This window comes from Streptococcus sp. 714 (assembly GCF_013277115.1).
GTDB lineage: Bacteria > Bacillota > Bacilli > Lactobacillales > Streptococcaceae > Streptococcus.
The window spans coordinates 18482-36231 of sequence record NZ_VMMH01000008.1 but is presented as its reverse complement, the minus strand read 5'-3'; the positions used below and the strand labels follow the sequence as shown (position 1 = coordinate 36231).

Sequence of the window (17750 nt, the reverse complement as noted above, 5' to 3'; positions counted from 1 at the left end):
GCAAACGGATACCAAGTAAAAATATACTTTTCACAAGGTATCCGCCTCTAAACTATCTCATTTTATTGTCTTTTTCCGTGACAGTTTTTAAACTTCTTACCAGAACCACATGGGCAAAGCTCATTCCGTCCAATCTGGCTCAAATCCAAATCTTCTGGCATATTTGCTTGGTGGGCAGCGATATTGCGAGTCGCTGTTGTACTGATATGGTGTTCTGCTTGTGGTCTTTCTTGTTCATGAATTTGTGCTTTCATCATCAAGCGTGTCACATCAAACTCAATCGAACCAATCATGTCATTAAACATACGGAAACCTTCTGCCTGATACTCAACAACAGGGTTGTTCTGAGCATAGCCACGAAGTCCAACCGCGTTACGCAATTGATCGAGGGCATCGATATGATCTGTCCACTTGTTATCCACAACTCGTAGAATCAAGACTTTTTGGAATTCTTTGACTGCTTCTTCATCGCGTAGTTTTGAAACTTGACTATCGTAAACCTTCAAGGCACGTTCGAAGAGCTCTTCCTTAATAGCCTTATCAGACAAGCCTGACAAGTCTTCAACAGAAATAGAATCTTCTGGAAGCAAGTTGTACTTAGCAAAGTTCAAAATTGCTTCTAGTTTTTCATCTTGTTTGGCACGCGCATGACCATCAACGACACGACCAATCGTGCGTTTGATCATAGAGTGAATTTCAGGTGCCAAGTCACGATCTGCAGTGATAACGTCGTAACGTTGAGCATAGATAATCTCACGTTGTTCACGCATGACGTCATCGTATTGAAGGACTTGTTTACGGGTATCGTAGTTATTTCCTTCGACACGTTTTTGCGCTGCTTCAACCTGACGTGTCAACATACGAGACTCAATTGCCTCTTCAGACATGTTGAGACGTTCAAAGATTCCCTTCAAGCGTTCAGAACCAAAACGTTTCATCAAGTCATCTTCAAGAGATAGGTAGAATTGTGACTCACCTGGGTCTCCTTGACGACCTGAACGTCCACGAAGCTGGTTATCGATACGACGGCTTTCATGACGCTCTGTACCAATAACGCAAAGTCCTCCAAGTTCACGAACCCCTTCACCAAGCTTGATGTCGGTACCACGACCGGCCATGTTAGTCGCAATAGTAACGGCACCACGTTGACCAGCATTCATGATAATTTGGGCTTCTTTATAGTGGTTTTTGGCATTCAAGACTTCGTGAGGAACACCAGCTGCGACCAATTTCTTAGAAATATAATCACTGGTTTCAACCGCTACTGTACCAACCAAGACAGGCTGACCTTTTTGGTAACGAGCCTTAACGTCTTCGACAACCGCCTTAAACTTAGCTTCAATGCTAGCAAAAAGTAGGTCTGGATGGTCAATACGTTGAACAGGACGGTTTGTTGGGATTGGAATAACACGAATGTTGTAAATTTCACGGAATTCTTCTTCCTCAGTCTTACCTGTACCCGTCATACCAGACAATTTCTTGTACATACGGAAGAGGTTTTGGTAAGTGATTGAGGCAGATGTCTTGGTTTCATCCTGAATTGGCACACCTTCTTTAGCTTCAATGGCTTGGTGCAATCCATCAGAATAACGACGACCTTCCATGGTACGACCTGTAAATTGGTCGACAATCAAGATTTCTTGCTCTTCGCTGACCACATAGTCAATATCGAGAAGCATGATGTAGTTGGCACGAAGGGCATTATCGATAAAGTGAGTCAAAGCTACGTTTTCAATGTCATAGAGGTTTTCAAGTTTGAAGTAGCTTTCAGCCTTGTCAATCCCTGAATCAGACAAACCAATAGTCTTAGACTGCACATCGATGATGTAGTCGTCTTTGTCCAAAGATTTTACATAGTGGTCTGCCATGTGGTAGAGCTGACTGGTTTCAACTGCGTTAGCACCTGATACGATCAAAGGTGTACGCGCCTCGTCAATCAAGATTGAGTCAACCTCATCGACCAAGGCATAGTTAAGCGGGCGTTGTACCATGTTTTCAGCGCGGACGACCATGTTATCACGAAGGTAGTCAAATCCGATTTCTGAGTTGGTTGAGTAGGTAATATCACACTCATAGGCTTCTTTTTTCTCCATTGGAGATTTAGCAGCCAAGTTAATCCCTACTGACAAACCAAGCCATGAGTACAATTCACCCATCTCAGTCGCATCACGTTCTGATAGGTATTCATTGACCGTAACTACGTGGACCCCTTTACCTGAAAGGGCATTGAGGTATACTGGCATGGTCGCAGTCAAGGTTTTCCCTTCCCCTGTACGCATCTCTGGCACGTCACCATGGTGAAGGACAATTCCCCCCATAACCTGAACCTTATATGGGAAGAGGCCTAGAACACGTTTGGCACCCTCACGGACAACCGCAAATGCTTCATAAAGCAATGAATCCAGTGATTCTCCATTTTGATAACGTTCTTTAAATTCAACTGTTTTTGCTTTTAGTTGGTCATCTGTCAAAGCAGCCATTTGGTCTTCGTATTTGAAAACCTTATCGGCCATCTTTTCCAGACGACGGATTTCTCCTTTATCATTTTCGATAATTGTTTTTAAAATATTAGCCATGTTTTTCCTTACTTTAAATTCCGAATATTTTAGAATGTTCTTTTAATTTTAGCACAATTACTGATTATTTTCAAGGAAGAATCCCCATTTTGAAAAGGAAAAAGAGGCTAGTTTCCAAGCTAACCTCTCTGACTTTTATGATGTTTTAATTGCCAAAAATCGGCAAAATCGCAAATAGGATAAATAGATTAATCCAAAGAGAAAAACAGCAGATCAATCCAAAAACAAAGAGACTGACTTTCTTGGACAGCAAGGCCATCAAAATCGACAGAATTCCAAAAACTAGCAAGATTTTCTGCATACTGAAGAGGTCCATCTTCCCCCCCAGAATCGGACTGCCCCAAGGAAGAAAGAAGAAAGCAATCCAGATCAGCAGAACTAAACCAATATAGACCTTGGAATAGCGTGTAATAAATGATTTTAGATGTTCCATAAGCCACCTCCTACAAATAGAAAGTAATATAATACTAAATTAAAATCAAAGAGCAAACTAGGAAACTAGCCGTAGGTTGCTCAAAACACAGTTTTGAGGTTGCAGATAGAACTGACGAAGTCAGTTACATATATAATCCAAGACGACGTTGACGTGGTTTAAAGAGATTTTCGAAGAGTATAAATCAATGCCTTCCACCGTTAGACTTCCCTAGTTCTCGTCTCAAGCGAAACATTTTTTTGAAAAAGATATAGTCTAACCAGTCACTAGCAAAAGCAATAAGTAGTAATAATAGCCAAATACCCCATAACTTTATATCTGTCAAATTTCTCAAGACGATATTGAAAAACAGAACTGAAAAAACTGTCCAAGCAAGGCTAAAAATAGCATGGAGGGGGATATAAAACCAGTAAAAATAATATAAAATTGGAAAAAACTTACTATTTCTGTTGGCCTTTTCAATCCAGTCATAAAAGTAAAATAAAGGTGCTAAAAGTAAGAATTTAAACAAATGTTTCATCAACACCTCCTCTTTGATAGCGTTTTCTTCAATTTCATTCTATCAAAAAAATCTGGAAATGTCATTCCAGATTCTACTTTTTTATTTACGTTTTCTTGCGATGAGATGAATAGGTGTCCCTTCAAAGACAAAGGCCTTGCGGATTTGATTTTCCAAGAAACGCAGGTAAGAAAAGTGCATGAGTTCTTCTTCGTTGACAAAGATGACAAAGGTTGGTGGTTTGGTTGCCACTTGGGTCGCATAGAAAATCTTAAGGCGTTTTCCTTTATCTGTCGGTGTTGGGTTGATGGCAATAGCATCCATAATGACATCGTTCAAGACAGCTGATGGAATACGTGTGTTTTGACTTTCGCTGATTTGCTTGATCATCTCAGGCAATTTGTGGAGACGTTGCTTGGTCAAAGCTGATACAAAGATAATCGGTGCGTAAGGCAGGTATTGGAACTGCTCACGGATATCTTCTTCCCAGTTTTTCATAGTATGGTTGTCTTTTTCAAGCGTATCCCACTTGTTGACCACGATAATCATCCCTTTACCAGCTTCATGAGCAAATCCTGCGATACGCTTGTCATATTCACGAATGCCTTCTTCCGCATTGATGACCATCAAGACCACATCTGAACGGTCAATAGCACGCATGGCACGCATGACAGAGTATTTCTCAGTATTTTCATAAACCTTACCAGACTTACGCATACCAGCCGTATCAATCATTGTAAACTCTTGACCATCTGTATCTGTAAAGTGGGTATCAATGGCGTCACGAGTTGTTCCAGCAACTGGACTGGCAATAACGCGGTCTTCGCCCAAGATAGCATTGATCAAGCTTGATTTACCAACGTTTGGACGACCAATCAGGCTAAACTTAATGACATCTGGATTTTCTTCCTCATATTCATTTGGAAGATTTTCTACGATGGCATCTAGCACATCCCCTGTTCCGATACCATGGACAGATGAGATAGGCAATGGTTCACCCAAACCGAGGGCATAGAAATCATAGATATCATTTCGCATCTCAGGGTTGTCCACCTTGTTGACTGCGAGGATAACTGGTTTGTGGGTCTTATAAAGTTTGCGGGCTACGTATTCGTCTGCATCGGTAATTCCTTCCTTACCAGACACGACAAAAACGATAACATCGGCTTCTTCCATGGCAATTTCTGCCTGGTGCTTGATTTGTTCCATGAAAGGAGCATCGACATCATCGATTCCTCCTGTATCAATCATGCTAAACGAACGATTGAGCCACTCACCCGTCGCATAGATACGGTCACGTGTCACTCCTTCGACATCTTCTACAATGGAGATTCGCTCACCAGCGATCCGATTAAATAGGGTTGATTTCCCAACATTGGGACGTCCTACAATGGCAATAGTTGGTAGGGCCATAATTTCTCACTTTCTACAATAACTTTTTCTGTTCAAGATTTTTTCTAGTTGAGTTTGGTTCTGCTTGACCAAACTGTTCTGCTAGACGCTGGCTCCAGCTTGTGGTCGCACGTGCTCCAGCATAGTCCGCCTGTACACGGTCATAAGCTTCGATTGCCTCAGTTGACTGTTCTTGGTATTCTTCCTCAAAGATAACATTCTCTAGTGGCAGTCTTGGTTTCGCATCATGATTTTGATTTGGCACACCCAGTGCCATCCCAAAGACAGGATAGGTGTAGTCAGGTAGGTTAAAGAGCTCTGCCACTTCTTCGGACTTGTATCGAACCAAGCCAATAATGACACCACCATAGCCCAAGCTTTCAGCTGCCAACAAGGCATTTTGACCAGCAAGAGCCGCATCGACCGAACTAATCAAGAGACCTTCTACACCTTGAGGTTGGAAGTTGTCAGTATGAAGCTGGGCTCCCTTTTCCGCTCGGTTCAAATCTCCGACAAAGAGAAGGAAAACAGCTGACTGGCGGATGGCTTCTTGAGGTACCAATTCATACAAGGCATCTTTCTTTTCTTGACTTCGCACTACAATCACAGAGTAGGATTGAAAATTCTTCCAAGACGAGGCCATTTGGGCTGCTGTCAGGATTTCAGTCAAGTCTTCCTGAGGAAGGGCTTGCTCCTTAAATCTTCGAACAGACTTATGAGCTTTCATCAATTTAATCGTTTCTGTCATCGGCGGTTCACTCCTTCTAAACGAGTCTCCTCAGCCAAATAACGGATGCGTTCCATGACCCGTCTAGCTTCCCAGGTTTCGTCATTTCCATGTTTCCCTTTAGCGAAATGTAGCTCCAATTCTTCAAAGTTGAAGTTGGAGGTGAAAAAGGTCGGTAAATTTTCCTGCATCCGATATTGGAGAATGACTTGTAAGATTTCATCCCGCACCCAAGCTGTTGATTGCTCTGCCCCAATATCATCTAAAATCAGGACTTCAGACAGCTTAATCTCATCCACCAAGGTCTTGACATTGCCATCACTGATGGCATTTTTAGCATCAATGACAAAGCTAGGATAGTGGAGGAGAGTGGATGAAACACCACGTTTTTCTGATAAATCATGGGCTAAGGCAGCCACCATGAAACTTTTTCCCACACCAAAGTCTCCATACAAGTAAAGACCTTTTCGAATAGCTGGATATTGCTCCACAAAGGCTAATAGCTTTTCAAAAACTGGCAAGCGACCCAAATCATCCAAGTCTACTTGAGCTAAACTAGCTTTCTTGAGACTAGCTGGCAGATTGATTAACTTGAGACGGTTCTTAATAGCCGCTTCTTTTTCCGCTGCGATTAGTTCAGGAGTTTCTTCGTAAGAAACATCCGCATAGCCATGATTCATAACCAAAATCGGCTTGTAGCCTTTGGCAATATAATCCGTATCACCACGGAGAAACTTGTCACGCTCGGTGATGTACTGATTAAACTTGGAGATACTGCGATTTAATTCCTCTGGAGTAAGGGATTCTTGCTGGATAAAGGCCGCAACATCAGGATCCTTCATGATTTTCTGGACCAAATCTTGATAATGAAAACGGCTAGGTTGACGTTTGAGTACGTCTCCGACACTTTCCATCTAATCTCCTCCTTTTTCTAATCGAGCTAATAGTTCTTGTTTCTTACGCTCTAATTCCAGACGAGTTTCCTCACTGGTTTCATTTTTATAATCTGGATTACTCCACTTAGGTACATTGGACTTGGTAGAACTGGGTTTACTGCTTTTTTGAGCCTGATTCTTCTGTCCTCGCTCACGGATGCGCAAGACTGCCTCTTCTGCCGAATGAATCTTTTGATAGGCATAGTCATTGGCTACCTTCATGGCATATTTCTCGTTGATATTTGCTGAATCCACCTTATTAAAGGTCAATAAGAGAATAATATTGATGACTTCGTCCAGCAAGCCCAAGCCAGCCATCTGTTGCAAGAGGTCTCTTTCTGTTTGGGTAATGGTTCCCTTGCGTGTTTGCTTGATTTCTGCCAAGAACTGCAGGGCAGTCTTACTTTTGGCTTCCTTGATAATGGTTGCTTCCTTAGAACTAAAGTCAGAGGAAACAGGTTTTTGAGCGATTTTTTCCCGCATGCGTTTGGTTGAAATAACCTGGGAAACAGCTGTTGACTTGGCCAATTGATAAGTCTCAAACCAAGCCCATTTTTTCTCCTCGGCAATGGCAAAGAGGTTTAAGACGTCGGACTGCTCATCCGCAAAGCGAAGCCCATCTCGAGCCATAAGCTGACGAAAATGGTCTAAGTCAAAATCGTTGGCCACTTTCTTCTTGAGACTAAGGTCTTCTTGACTTCCCAGTTCTGCCAAGTCTGGAAAGACTTGATTGAGTGAGACAGGTATTTCTTCACCATCAGCACTTTCAACTCCCAAATCCTCCACAGCTGCATCGCCAATCTTCTTCTCCAAAAGTCTACGATACACAGGATGCTCCAAGAAGTCCTGACTAGATAGAGGAGCATGAAGGGCTAACTGATAAACATCCCCCTTTTGATAGAGGGTTAAGAGATTGAAAGCAGATAGGATTTTCAAGGATTTTATCAATCTATCCATTCCAAAGTTGAGATGGTTGAGAATGCTTGAAAAGAGGTATTCCTTTCTACCATTATCCCAAAAACTGATTGTATAAAGATAAAGGCTCAGTGCCTCCTGACCGATAATCGGGAGGTAGCACTGTACCAGAGATGAGGTATCTTGTGACACCCGATTATTCTTTAGATAAGAAAAACGGTCAATTGGCTTCATTTATCTTTCCTTTTTCTTTTTAGAGGACTGGGTGATTTGTTGGAGCAAGCTCTCTAACTCACTGACATCCTTAAAACTACGATAGACACTGGCAAAACGCACATAGGTAATCTCATCCAATTCAGCCAACTCCTCCATGACGAGTGAACCAATATCCTCACTTTGAATTTCATTTTCATTTCGACCACGGAGTTTCTGTTCGATACGATTGACTACCATGTTGATTTCATCACTTGACACAGGACGTTTCTGGGCTGAGCGGATAATCCCATTAAAGATTTTATCTCTGGAGAATTGTTCCCGTGTGCCATCTTTTTTAACAACCACTAGGGTTCTTTCTTCTACTCTTTCGTAGGTTGTAAAACGGTGCTGGCATTCATCGCACTCACGTCTTCTACGAATAGTGTTCCCTTCTTCTGCTTGGCGACTATCGATAACACTTGACTTGGTAGCCCCACATTTTGGACAACGCATCCTTTCCCTCCTTATCGTTTTATTTTCATTATACCATTTTTTAAACGATTCCCAAAACAATTCTTCTTTTTGCTTGACAAGTTTTTTGTTTTGTTGTATTATTTAATTAAGACAAAAGGATAGAAGAAAGGAGACCAAGATGTCCTGGACATTTGACAACAAAAAACCCATCTATTTACAGATTATGGAGAAAATCAAGCTTCAGATTGTTTCCCATACACTGGAACCCAATCAACAACTTCCAACCGTGAGAGAGCTAGCTAGCGAGGCCGGTGTCAATCCCAACACCATCCAAAGAGCCTTGTCAGACCTTGAACGAGAAGGATTTGTCTACAGCAAGCGAACAACTGGACGGTTTGTAACTGAGGATAAGGAACTAATCGCCCAATCGCGCAAACAATTATCAGAAGAAGAATTGGAACACTTCGTTTCCTCCATGACCCATTTTGGCTATGAAAAAGAAGAACTACCAGGCGTAGTCGGCGATTATATTAAAGGAGTTTAAGCCTATGTCATTACTAGCATTTGAAAATGTATCCAAATCTTATGGAGAAACCCCAGCCCTCGAAAATGTTTCTCTTGACATCCCAGCTGGAAAAATTGTTGGTCTCCTTGGCCCAAACGGCTCAGGAAAAACAACCTTGATTAAACTAATCAATGGCCTCTTACAACCAGATCAAGGACGCGTCCTTATCAACGATATGGACCCAAGCCCAGCAACCAAGGCTATCGTAGCTTATTTGCCAGATACGACCTATCTCAATGAGCAAATGAAGGTCAAAGAGGCCCTAACCTACTTCAAGACCTTCTATAAAGATTTCAATCTGGAACGCGCCCATCATCTACCTGCAGACCTCGGCATTGATGAAAATAGTCGTCTCAAGAAATTATCAAAAGGAAACAAAGAAAAGGTACAACTGATTTTGGTTATGAGCCGTGATGCTCGTCTCTATGTTCTGGACGAACCTATTGGTGGAGTGGACCCAGCAGCCCGTGATTATATCCTCAATACCATTATCAACAACTACTCCCCAACTTCTACCGTTTTGATTTCTACCCATTTGATTTCTGATATCGAGCCAATCTTGGATGAAATTGTCTTCCTCAAAGACGGAAAAGTCGTCCGTCAAGGCAATGTAGATGATATTCGCTATGAGTCAGGTGAATCCATTGACCAGCTCTTCCGTCAGGAATTTAAGGCCTAAGTAAAGGAGATTATTTATGTTTTGGAATTTAGTTCGCTACGAATTTAAAAATGTTAACAAGTGGTATTTAGCCCTCTACGCAGCCGTGCTAGTCCTTTCAGTCCCCCTAGGAATGCAAGGACACTACTATAATTATATATCTTTCAAAGATAGCCAACCTTTCCTATTTATCTTTCTGGCTCTCGTCTTTGGTGGCTTGATAATTACACTTGGGATTTCAACCATTTTCTTGATTATCAAACGCTTCAAAGGCAGTGTCTATGACCGACAAGGCTATCTGACTTTGACCTTGCCAGTTTCTGAGCACTATATCATCACTGCTAAATTAGTCGGAGCCTTCATCTGGTCTATACTTAGCTCGGCTGTACTGGTTCTAAGTGCTTTTCTTATTGTGACTATAACGGTTCCAGATTGGATGTCACATTATGACTGGTTCCCACTTGTAGGAGCATACCTTCCTCAACTCTCTCTTGTAGGGTTATCTCTCCTACTAAATACCATTTCCAGTATCCTCTGCATCTACTTGGCTATTTCCATTGGACAACTTTTCAACGAATACCGCACAGCACTCGCTGTTGTAGCCTACATTGGGATCAAAATCGTCATTGGCTTTATTGAAGTCTTCTTCAATACCAGTGCGAACTTCTATGTCAATTCACTTGCAGGATTTAATGATAATTTCTATATGGGAGCAAGTACGGACATTTTTAAAGAACTCATTTTCATAGCTATCTTTTATCTCGGAACCTACTACATCTTGAGAAATAAGGTTAATTTACAATAGTTTTAAAGTCTAGCGACAATAACTCGCTAGGCTTTTTTCGACCTCAGGATTTACATTTTTATATGAAGTATTTAATAAAAAGGAGTATAATGACTTTAAAACTAATTACATGTATATCGATAAGGAGGTCAACTCTTTATGCTGAAAAGATTTGTTACCAAGAAACACCTCGTACTTTACTTCTTTTCTATTACCATTACTTGGTTGGAAGCAATTATCACGCCAGCCCTTGTTCAGAATATTGTTGCCAGTTTTACCAATCAAGAGCTAGGCCTTCTTTGGAAAGTTTTGATTTTAGGAATCCTTGGTAATCTCATCCTCTTACTAGGTTTGGCTGGGAAACGCTATTACTACACCCGTTTGATTACTGACTTCAAATATGGAATCAAGAGTGCTATTTTCAAGCGATTTTTAAACAGTTATGAGATTGATGAAAAGGATATTTTGTCTGACCTAGAAAACGACGTCGAGCAACTAGAAGAAAGCTATATTGAGCCAACGGTCATCATCATTTCTTCTCTTGGCTTCACAACTATGTCCATTCTCTATGCCCTATGGACCAATTTTTACCTGGGCTTGATTTTCATCCTCTTCTACTCCTTTCCTGTACTCTGCAGTGCTATCGGTTCAAAGCGTTTGGATTCACTTTCTGAAAAGCGGTCCACTGTTAACCAGAGCTACTTAGCAAGCTTGACAAATTTTATTGGTGGTAGCCAACAAATTCGCCATTATCAAGGACAGGACTTCTTTTTTGATCGCTACCAAAAGCAATTACAAACCAGTCTAGATGCCGAAATCAACTATGAAAAACAACGCACTTTAAACAGTCTCTTGATCAATAGCATCGATGCCTTTTGTTCTGTCACACCAATCGTCATCGGTGGCTTTATGACCTACTATAATTATTTAGATGCGGCGAGTTTTGTAGCTATCTATCTGGTTTCCCATAATATCGGCTATCAATTCCAAGAGTTAGCCTACTTTACCAACACCCGAAAAGCGAATCGAACTCTTCTCAACAAATACCAAAAACTTTTGGATCAGTCTGACTCCATCTCGCCTAGAAGCATAGAAAATATTTTCCCTATCCAGCTTAACACCATCTCCCTAGAAAAAGATGGGAATAGCCTCCTGTCTCCGATTTCCATGCACATCAAGCAAGGAGAAAAAATTGCCATTATCGGGGAAAGCGGCTCTGGTAAGACGACCCTGCTCAATATCATTCATGGAGAAGAGACACCGACAAGTGGTCAGATTAGCTTTGCTGGTCAAAACCTGTCACGTCAAGAAATCACAAACTTTAGTTCCTATATCCTCCAAGATAGCCATTACTTTGACACGCTATCTCTGGACGGCAATATCCTTCTAGGACTGGATAAAAATGAGGAACCTTTAAATCATATCCTCAAAAAAACAGGATTAGATCATTTGAAAAATAGAACGCTCAGCAATGATAGTCTATCTGGTGGTGAGAAACAACGCCTCGAAATCGCTCGCGCCCTCTACCATGATAGCCAACTCATCTTAGCTGATGAGATTAAGGCCAATCTTGACTTGGAAAATAGCAAAAAGATTAGCGACCTGCTCTTCTCTCTACCTCAAACAGTCATTGAAGTCATTCACCACTACACGGAAGAAGACTTAAAACACTACGACCAAGTCATTCACTTAAGCAAAGAAAAGTAATAGTCTATAACATACGATTTGAAAAAGCAAGGAACCCGAATTCCTTGCTTTTTAACTCAATATCAAACTGGCTACAATAGGGCTGACAAAGACATAGAGAATACCGGTGACACCGATAGCCAAACCACCCATAGCTCCTGCTACAGAGCCGTATCGGAAGGCTGTTCCCGTTCCGACTGCATGACCTGTTCCTCCAAGAGAAAGACCAACAGCTACTGGGTCGTCAATTTTCAACCACTTCAAAAGGGTTGGGCCGATGACACTGGTTAAAATCCCAGTTGCCACAACAACGACCAAGGTCACAGTCGTCAAACCTTGCAATTTTTCTGTAATCCCTACTGCCATGGCGGTTGTCACTGACTTAGGAAAGAGAGAAATCGCTAGGAAAAAGTCCATGCCAAAAATCTTAGCCACAAGGGCCGTGAAAGAGGTATTGACAACTACTGCTAACAGACTACCAAAGAGAATACTTCGTGCATGGTGCTTCATCAAATGAAAACTCTTATAAAGCGGAATCCCTAGAGCAACAGTCGATGGGACAATCAAGTTGTTCAAATAAACCCCACCTTGGTAGTAATCTTGGTAAGAAATACCTGTCACTTTTAGAAAGATGATAATGAAAACAGCTGACAAAAGCAAGGGCGTTGTCAATGGATGGGGAAAACGTCTGTAAATCAGCATTCCCACTAGATAGGCTAGGATAGACAGGGCAAGCCCAAACAGGGGATTGGAAACAAATTCACTCATTTGGCATCTCCTTTCTCATAATCTCCCTCAAACCGTCGTTTGATAAACTGAACTACCAAGGCTATGAGGATAATATTGATGACTGCGGCAAAAAAGACAATCAAAACAATGGGTAAGAGATAGGGAGCAATGACATCAAACTTTTCCATGATCCCCACTGCTGGTGGCAAAAAGAGAATGGTCATATTGGCCAGCAAGAAATTCCCAACCATGTTAACATGTCTGGTTCTCAGCCACTTGAATTGTAGGGCTAGAAAGAGAATAATCAAACCGATAATACTGCCTGGGATGGGCAAATGAAAGAAACTGGAAATCCCCTCTCCGATTAGAGAAATCACAAAGAGAATCATTAATTGAACATATAATTTCATTCTAAACTCCACGAAATAGACTTCTTGCATACCAGTTTACTCTTTTTTCAGAAAATTTCAAGGAAATACACAAGAGTTGATAAAAGTTTGAGAAGAAAGGGGATACAAGCAATTAAAGACTTGTGTAAACAGGCGTGATATAGGATAAAAGATTTCATCGTCCTTCTTGCCAGCTTGATTTAAAAGTAGTATAATTATTGCATGCGCAATCATCTTGTGATATAGAGAGTGTCCGTGAATGGACTTTCTTCTATTGATAACTCTAAAAAGAAAGGAGATACTATGACCTATTTGGAAAAATGGTTTGACTTCAATCGGCGTCAGAAAGAAATTGAAAGTCTCTTGGAAGAGACCATTGCCCAGCAGAGCGAGCAAAGTCTGACCTTGAAAGAGTTCTACCTCCTCTACTATCTGGACTTGGCTCAAGAAAAATCTCTACGCCAGATTGACCTGCCAGATAAACTTCATCTGAGTCCGAGTGCTGTTTCTCGGATGGTGGCTCGCTTGGAAGCTAAAAATTGCGGTCTGCTTAGTCGCATGTGTTGTGATCAAGATAGACGCTCTAGCTTTATCTGCCTGACAAGTGATGGGCAAAAAACACTAGCCACACTACAAAAGGCTGTCGAAGAAAGCTTGGAAACTGGTTTGGATTTCTTGATTTAAGATGATTTTTTAAGAAAAGTTGCGTGCGCAATCATTTTTCTTGACATTCTCTTTTACAAGGAGTAAAATAAAGTCATCATTAAACAAAGGAGTTTTTAAAATGATTGAAATTACCTATCTAGATGCCAGCAAGAACGAAAGAACTGTGACTTTCGAGTCTTATGAAGACTTTGATCGTTCACAACAAGCTTGCCTTATCGGCGTCGCAGACTACTACCCTGTCCAAAAATTAACCTACAACGGTCATGATTTGGACTACCATGGGACTTATGGAGATGTCTTCTTCTATCTCATGAAACAAGATTTAAGCCAATATAACTAAAAAAGGAGAAATACAATGGCAAAAGCAATTACAGATGCAACATTCGAACAAGAAACAAAAGACGGTTTGGTCTTGGTAGACTTCTGGGCAACTTGGTGTGGTCCATGTCGTATGCAAGGTCCAATCTTGGATAAATTGTCTGAAGAACTTTCAGAAGATGTCTTGAAAATCGTTAAAATGGACGTTGATGAAAATCCAAACACAGCTCGTGCTTTTGGAATCATGTCTATCCCAACTCTTCTCTTCAAAAAAGACGGCCAAGTTGTGAAACAAGTTGCTGGTGTACACACAGCAGAACAGATCAAGGCCATCGTTGCTGAATTGAGCTAATCACACTAGAGACCAAATACTTTCTTTGGTCTCTTTTTTCTTGCCCTTTGCCTTTTTTCAAAAAATATGCTAGACTGTAGGTAGAATATTACGATGTTTGGGACATGCCATCGCTAAAAAAAACCTCTACTTGGTATTTTTTAGCTCCCTCAAGGGAGCTTTTTGCGTGCTCTGAACATTTCCCATTTTGGAAGGAGTACTATGAAACGTCAATCTGCCTTGGTCGTCTTTAGTGGCGGTCAAGATTCTACAACCTGCCTCTTTTGGGCTAAAGAACACTATGAAACGGTCGAAGCCGTTACCTTTGCCTACGGTCAGCGTCATCATCTCGAAATTCAAGTTGCTAGAGAAATCGCTAAGGAACAGGGTATCCATCACCATATCCTCGATATGTCTCTACTGGGACAAATCACTGAAAATGCCCTGACTTCTGATCTGGAGATTGAGCAAAAAGAGGGAGAGGTTCCCAATACCTTCGTTGATGGTCGCAACCACCTCTTTCTGTCCTTTGCGGCAGTCCTTGCTAAGCAACGGGGCATTAAAGATATCGTGACAGGTGTCTGCGAGACAGACTTCTCAGGCTACCCCGATTGTCGAGATGTCTTTGTCAAATCTCTCAATGTTACTCTCAACCTGGCCATGGATTACAACTTCGTTATCCAAACGCCTCTCATGTGGCTAGACAAGGCTGAAACTTGGGAATTAGCCGACCAACTCGGTGCCTTTGACTATGTTCGTGAAAAGACCTTAACCTGCTACAACGGGATTATCGGAAGTGGTTGCGGAGATTGCCCAGCCTGCCACCTACGTCAACATGGTCTAGATGTTTATCTCTCACAGAAAGGAGAGGACTAATGTTTTTTGCACCCAAAGAAATCAAACAGGAAACTGGGGAGTCTCTTGTCTACAATCCTCACAGAACCTTGGTATCAAAAGAATTTACCTTTGATGCTGCCCACCACCTCTTTCACTATGAGGGAAAATGCAAATCCCTTCATGGTCACACCTATCATCTGCAGATTGCTGTCAGTGGTTTTTTAGATGAACGCGGCATGACCTACGATTTCGGAGACATCAAAGCCATCTACAAGAACTACTTAGAGCCCCACTTGGATCATCGCTATCTAAACGAAACTCTTCCCTATATGAACACGACTGCTGAAAATATGGTTTACTGGATTTTCCAAACCATGAACCAAGAGTTGCCAGACGAACGTGGTCTCCGTTTGGAATACGTTCGCCTCTATGAAACTCCGACTGCCTTTGCAGAGTTTAGACGGGAGTGGTTAGATGACTAGGGAACGTGTCCTCAAACTACCAGTTCTGGAAATTTTTGGGCCAACCTTTCAAGGTGAAGGCCGTGCAATTGGGCAGAAAACCATGTTTGTCCGCACTGCAGGTTGCGACTACCACTGCGACTGGTGCGATTCTGCCTTTACTTGGGATGGTTCTGAAAAACCAACTCGCATGACAGCTGACGAGGTCATTGCTGCCTTGGATAAACTAGGAAGCTACGACTACGTCACCCTATCTGGAGGAAATCCTGCTATCCTAGCAGCCAACATGGCTGAGCTAGTAACCAAGCTCAAGAAACGTGGTGTCACTCTGGCTGTTGAAACTCAAGGCTCTCGCTGGCAAAATTGGTTGAAAGACATCGACCAGGTTACTCTGAGCCCCAAACCTCCTTCATCCAAGATGGAAGTCAACTTTGAGACCTTGGACTTTATCGTTTCCCAACTGGATCCAGACAAGGTCACCTTTAAAATTCCTGTCTTTGACGATGCCGATTTGGCCTTTGCCAAAGGTATTCAAGATCGCTACCAACCAGATGTTCTCTTCTTATCAGCAGGAAATCCTGAACCCAAGACTAGAGGCAATATTGTCCAAGACCAATTGGATCGCCTCAAAGAACTCTGGGAACGCATCGCTGCCGACGATAGCTGGGGCAATGTCCGCGTCCTTCCTCAACTGCATACCCTCCTCTACGATAATCAACGTGGTGTTTAAAATTAGAAAGAAAAAATCATGTCACAACAAGAAGAAATGAAAAACCTCAGCCTACTGGGCAACAAAGAAACCAACTACATTTTCGAGTATCAACCAGATGTCCTGGAATCCTTTGACAATCGTCATGTGGAAAATGACTATTTCATCAAGTTCAACTGTCCTGAATTTACCTCACTTTGCCCAATCACTGCTCAACCAGACTTTGCAACTATCTATATTTCCTACATCCCTGACAAGCTCTGTGTTGAGTCAAAATCCCTCAAACTCTACCTCTTTAGTTACCGAAATCATGGAGATTTTCACGAAAACTGTATCAACACCATCGGTAAAGACTTGGTCAACTTGCTAGACCCTCGCTATTTGGAGGTTTGGGGAAAATTCACCCCTCGCGGTGGCATCTCAATTGACCCCTACTACAACTACGGTAAGCCAGGAACTAAGTATGAAGGCTTGGCAGAAAAACGCCTCTTCCAACACGACCTTTATCCAGAGAAAATTGACAACCGCTAAACTCAAACTCAATGAAAATCAAAGAGCAAACTAGGAAGCTAGCCGCAGGTCGCTCAAAGTACTGCTTTGAGGTTGCAGATGGAAGCTGACGTGGTTTGAAGAGATTTTTGAAGAGTATCATACGAAAAAGCCCTGTTCCTCAAGATGAGGAGCAAGGCTTTTTGAATTTCAATTATTCTTCTGTTCCAAGACAGTTTTTAGCAACAAGTGCTGCAAGAACACCACCAACGATTGGGGCAAGGATGAAAATCCATACTTGTTGAAGGGCTGCGCCACCTACCAAGACAGCTGGTGCCAAACTACGTGCTGGGTTAACTGAAAGTCCAGTGATGTTCAATCCAACAAGGATCATAGCCATCAATGACAAACCAATTACCAAACCAGCGATTGCGCCATTACCTTTGCTTGCTGATGTCACAGTCATGATAACCAAGACAAACAAGAATGTTGCGATTGTTTCAAACAAGAAACCACCAAAGACAGTTACACCGTTTGCCAAGGCATTTTCACCAAGACTTGCAGTTGACATACCTGAATTCGCCAAGAGGAAGAATACAGACCCTGACGCAAGGAAAGCACCGACTACTTGACCAAGGATGTAGTTTACAAGTTCTGAAGATGACAAACGTTTGTTAACAAACATAGCGATAGAAACAGCTGGGTTCAAGTGAGCACCTGAAACAGTTCCGATTGAGAAAGCTGCAACTACGATTGCCAAACCAAAAGCAAGAGCAATTCCAAGGTGTCCAAGACCATCAAGACCATTTCCAAAAACAACAGCTCCTGTTCCGATGAACACAAGCATAAACGTACCGATTAACTCAGCAACAAATTTTTTCATTTTATTTCTCCTTTTTTCAAAAACTAGATACTAGTCTATCAAAAGTAAGAAAGGGTTTCAAGAAAATTGTTTGGAAATTTTCAGGTTTGACTTACTGTC

Annotated in this window: 22 protein-coding genes; 11 read left to right on the top strand and 11 right to left on the bottom strand. The window is 41.8% G+C overall.

The window, feature by feature from the left end:
* Positions 1-62: 62 nt before the first annotated feature.
* The 8 genes from secA to nrdR all read right to left on the bottom strand — a co-directional run bounded on the left by secA (position 63) and on the right by nrdR (position 8185).
* Entirely contained in the window at positions 63-2576 is a 2514-nt protein-coding gene (gene secA, locus HT718_RS03020; protein ID WP_173267205.1) for a preprotein translocase subunit SecA, read from the bottom strand.
* 145 nt (positions 2577-2721) lie between these two features.
* The gene (locus HT718_RS03015) at positions 2722-3009 is read right to left on the bottom strand and encodes a hypothetical protein (protein WP_173267203.1); all 288 of its coding nucleotides are present in this window, start codon (positions 3007-3009) and stop codon (positions 2722-2724) included.
* A 184-nt stretch (positions 3010-3193) separates the two neighbouring features.
* Positions 3194-3529: a hypothetical protein gene (locus HT718_RS03010; protein ID WP_173267201.1), complete on the bottom strand. Its 336-nt coding sequence runs from the start codon at positions 3527-3529 to the stop codon at positions 3194-3196.
* A gap of 81 nt (positions 3530-3610) precedes the next feature.
* The gene (gene der, locus HT718_RS03005; RefSeq protein ID WP_001207696.1) at positions 3611-4921 is read right to left on the bottom strand and encodes a ribosome biogenesis GTPase Der; all 1311 of its coding nucleotides are present in this window, start codon (positions 4919-4921) and stop codon (positions 3611-3613) included.
* A gap of 13 nt (positions 4922-4934) precedes the next feature.
* A complete protein-coding gene (locus HT718_RS03000) occupies positions 4935-5648 on the bottom strand; it encodes an NADPH-dependent oxidoreductase (protein ID WP_173267199.1) in 714 nt (237 codons plus the stop codon).
* Positions 5645-6541 carry a primosomal protein DnaI gene (gene dnaI / locus HT718_RS02995; RefSeq protein ID WP_173267197.1) on the bottom strand — a complete coding sequence of 299 codons (897 nt, stop codon included), beginning with the start codon at positions 6539-6541 and terminating at the stop codon, positions 5645-5647. Before dnaI ends, HT718_RS03000 begins: the two co-directional genes overlap by 4 nt.
* The gene (locus tag HT718_RS02990) at positions 6542-7711 is read right to left on the bottom strand and encodes a replication initiation and membrane attachment family protein (RefSeq protein WP_173267195.1); all 1170 of its coding nucleotides are present in this window, start codon (positions 7709-7711) and stop codon (positions 6542-6544) included.
* Positions 7712-8185, bottom strand: a complete 474-nt coding sequence (nrdR, locus tag HT718_RS02985; RefSeq protein ID WP_001203672.1) for a transcriptional regulator NrdR — start codon at positions 8183-8185, stop codon at positions 7712-7714.
* A gap of 139 nt (positions 8186-8324) precedes the next feature.
* Here nrdR and HT718_RS02980 point away from each other — a divergent pair, with 139 nt between their 5' ends.
* The 4 genes from HT718_RS02980 to HT718_RS02965 all read left to right on the top strand — a co-directional run bounded on the left by HT718_RS02980 (position 8325) and on the right by HT718_RS02965 (position 11860).
* A complete protein-coding gene (locus tag HT718_RS02980; RefSeq protein ID WP_000119149.1) occupies positions 8325-8690 on the top strand; it encodes a GntR family transcriptional regulator in 366 nt (121 codons plus the stop codon).
* Positions 8691-8694: 4 nt separating this feature from the next.
* Positions 8695-9390: an ABC transporter ATP-binding protein gene (locus HT718_RS02975; RefSeq protein WP_173267193.1), complete on the top strand. Its 696-nt coding sequence runs from the start codon at positions 8695-8697 to the stop codon at positions 9388-9390.
* A gap of 16 nt (positions 9391-9406) precedes the next feature.
* A complete protein-coding gene (locus HT718_RS02970) occupies positions 9407-10174 on the top strand; it encodes a hypothetical protein (RefSeq protein WP_173267191.1) in 768 nt (255 codons plus the stop codon).
* A gap of 138 nt (positions 10175-10312) precedes the next feature.
* Positions 10313-11860, top strand: a complete 1548-nt coding sequence (locus HT718_RS02965) for an ABC transporter ATP-binding protein (RefSeq protein ID WP_173267189.1) — start codon at positions 10313-10315, stop codon at positions 11858-11860.
* Positions 11861-11911: 51 nt separating this feature from the next.
* On the opposite strand, the gene HT718_RS02960 is transcribed toward HT718_RS02965, so the two are convergent.
* Entirely contained in the window at positions 11912-12607 is a 696-nt protein-coding gene (locus tag HT718_RS02960; protein ID WP_001288952.1) for an LrgB family protein, read from the bottom strand.
* Entirely contained in the window at positions 12604-12978 is a 375-nt protein-coding gene (locus HT718_RS02955) for a CidA/LrgA family protein (RefSeq protein WP_000781325.1), read from the bottom strand. Before HT718_RS02955 ends, HT718_RS02960 begins: the two co-directional genes overlap by 4 nt.
* A 282-nt stretch (positions 12979-13260) precedes the next feature.
* Here HT718_RS02955 and HT718_RS02950 point away from each other — a divergent pair, with 282 nt between their 5' ends.
* From HT718_RS02950 to queF, 7 genes are all read left to right on the top strand, one after another.
* Positions 13261-13641 carry a MarR family transcriptional regulator gene (locus HT718_RS02950; protein WP_042750621.1) on the top strand — a complete coding sequence of 127 codons (381 nt, stop codon included), beginning with the start codon at positions 13261-13263 and terminating at the stop codon, positions 13639-13641.
* Between the two features lie 100 nt (positions 13642-13741).
* A complete protein-coding gene (locus HT718_RS02945) occupies positions 13742-13963 on the top strand; it encodes a DUF4649 family protein (protein WP_000570256.1) in 222 nt (73 codons plus the stop codon).
* A 15-nt stretch (positions 13964-13978) separates the two neighbouring features.
* Positions 13979-14293: a thioredoxin gene (gene trxA / locus HT718_RS02940; protein ID WP_001029581.1), complete on the top strand. Its 315-nt coding sequence runs from the start codon at positions 13979-13981 to the stop codon at positions 14291-14293.
* A 201-nt stretch (positions 14294-14494) separates the two neighbouring features.
* Entirely contained in the window at positions 14495-15148 is a 654-nt protein-coding gene (queC, locus tag HT718_RS02935; protein ID WP_033679805.1) for a 7-cyano-7-deazaguanine synthase QueC, read from the top strand.
* On the top strand, positions 15148-15591 hold the full coding sequence (gene queD, locus HT718_RS02930) for a 6-carboxytetrahydropterin synthase QueD (RefSeq protein WP_000464573.1): 444 nt from the start codon (positions 15148-15150) through the stop codon (positions 15589-15591). Before queC ends, queD begins: the two co-directional genes overlap by 1 nt.
* Entirely contained in the window at positions 15584-16300 is a 717-nt protein-coding gene (gene queE, locus HT718_RS02925) for a 7-carboxy-7-deazaguanine synthase QueE (RefSeq protein ID WP_173267187.1), read from the top strand. Before queD ends, queE begins: the two co-directional genes overlap by 8 nt.
* A gap of 18 nt (positions 16301-16318) precedes the next feature.
* Positions 16319-16810, top strand: a complete 492-nt coding sequence (queF, locus tag HT718_RS02920; protein ID WP_173267185.1) for a preQ(1) synthase — start codon at positions 16319-16321, stop codon at positions 16808-16810.
* Between the two features lie 172 nt (positions 16811-16982).
* Here the strand turns inward: queF and HT718_RS02915 are convergent, their stop codons facing one another.
* The gene (locus HT718_RS02915; RefSeq protein ID WP_173267182.1) at positions 16983-17651 is read right to left on the bottom strand and encodes an aquaporin; all 669 of its coding nucleotides are present in this window, start codon (positions 17649-17651) and stop codon (positions 16983-16985) included.
* Between the last annotated feature and the right edge of the window lie 99 nt (positions 17652-17750).

Coding starts and splice junctions, on each gene's coding strand:
- secA (WP_173267205.1), bottom strand. CDS start 2,576: ATGGCTAATATTTTAAAAACAATTATCGAAAATGATAAAGGAGAAATC.
- HT718_RS03015 (WP_173267203.1), bottom strand. CDS start 3,009: ATGGAACATCTAAAATCATTTATTACACGCTATTCCAAGGTCTATATT.
- HT718_RS03010 (WP_173267201.1), bottom strand. CDS start 3,529: ATGAAACATTTGTTTAAATTCTTACTTTTAGCACCTTTATTTTACTTT.
- der (WP_001207696.1), bottom strand. CDS start 4,921: ATGGCCCTACCAACTATTGCCATTGTAGGACGTCCCAATGTTGGGAAA.
- HT718_RS03000 (WP_173267199.1), bottom strand. CDS start 5,648: ATGACAGAAACGATTAAATTGATGAAAGCTCATAAGTCTGTTCGAAGA.
- dnaI (WP_173267197.1), bottom strand. CDS start 6,541: ATGGAAAGTGTCGGAGACGTACTCAAACGTCAACCTAGCCGTTTTCAT.
- HT718_RS02990 (WP_173267195.1), bottom strand. CDS start 7,711: ATGAAGCCAATTGACCGTTTTTCTTATCTAAAGAATAATCGGGTGTCA.
- nrdR (WP_001203672.1), bottom strand. CDS start 8,185: ATGCGTTGTCCAAAATGTGGGGCTACCAAGTCAAGTGTTATCGATAGT.
- HT718_RS02980 (WP_000119149.1), top strand. CDS start 8,325: ATGTCCTGGACATTTGACAACAAAAAACCCATCTATTTACAGATTATG.
- HT718_RS02975 (WP_173267193.1), top strand. CDS start 8,695: ATGTCATTACTAGCATTTGAAAATGTATCCAAATCTTATGGAGAAACC.
- HT718_RS02970 (WP_173267191.1), top strand. CDS start 9,407: ATGTTTTGGAATTTAGTTCGCTACGAATTTAAAAATGTTAACAAGTGG.
- HT718_RS02965 (WP_173267189.1), top strand. CDS start 10,313: ATGCTGAAAAGATTTGTTACCAAGAAACACCTCGTACTTTACTTCTTT.
- HT718_RS02960 (WP_001288952.1), bottom strand. CDS start 12,607: ATGAGTGAATTTGTTTCCAATCCCCTGTTTGGGCTTGCCCTGTCTATC.
- HT718_RS02955 (WP_000781325.1), bottom strand. CDS start 12,978: ATGAAATTATATGTTCAATTAATGATTCTCTTTGTGATTTCTCTAATC.
- HT718_RS02950 (WP_042750621.1), top strand. CDS start 13,261: ATGACCTATTTGGAAAAATGGTTTGACTTCAATCGGCGTCAGAAAGAA.
- HT718_RS02945 (WP_000570256.1), top strand. CDS start 13,742: ATGATTGAAATTACCTATCTAGATGCCAGCAAGAACGAAAGAACTGTG.
- trxA (WP_001029581.1), top strand. CDS start 13,979: ATGGCAAAAGCAATTACAGATGCAACATTCGAACAAGAAACAAAAGAC.
- queC (WP_033679805.1), top strand. CDS start 14,495: ATGAAACGTCAATCTGCCTTGGTCGTCTTTAGTGGCGGTCAAGATTCT.
- queD (WP_000464573.1), top strand. CDS start 15,148: ATGTTTTTTGCACCCAAAGAAATCAAACAGGAAACTGGGGAGTCTCTT.
- queE (WP_173267187.1), top strand. CDS start 15,584: ATGACTAGGGAACGTGTCCTCAAACTACCAGTTCTGGAAATTTTTGGG.
- queF (WP_173267185.1), top strand. CDS start 16,319: ATGTCACAACAAGAAGAAATGAAAAACCTCAGCCTACTGGGCAACAAA.
- HT718_RS02915 (WP_173267182.1), bottom strand. CDS start 17,651: ATGAAAAAATTTGTTGCTGAGTTAATCGGTACGTTTATGCTTGTGTTC.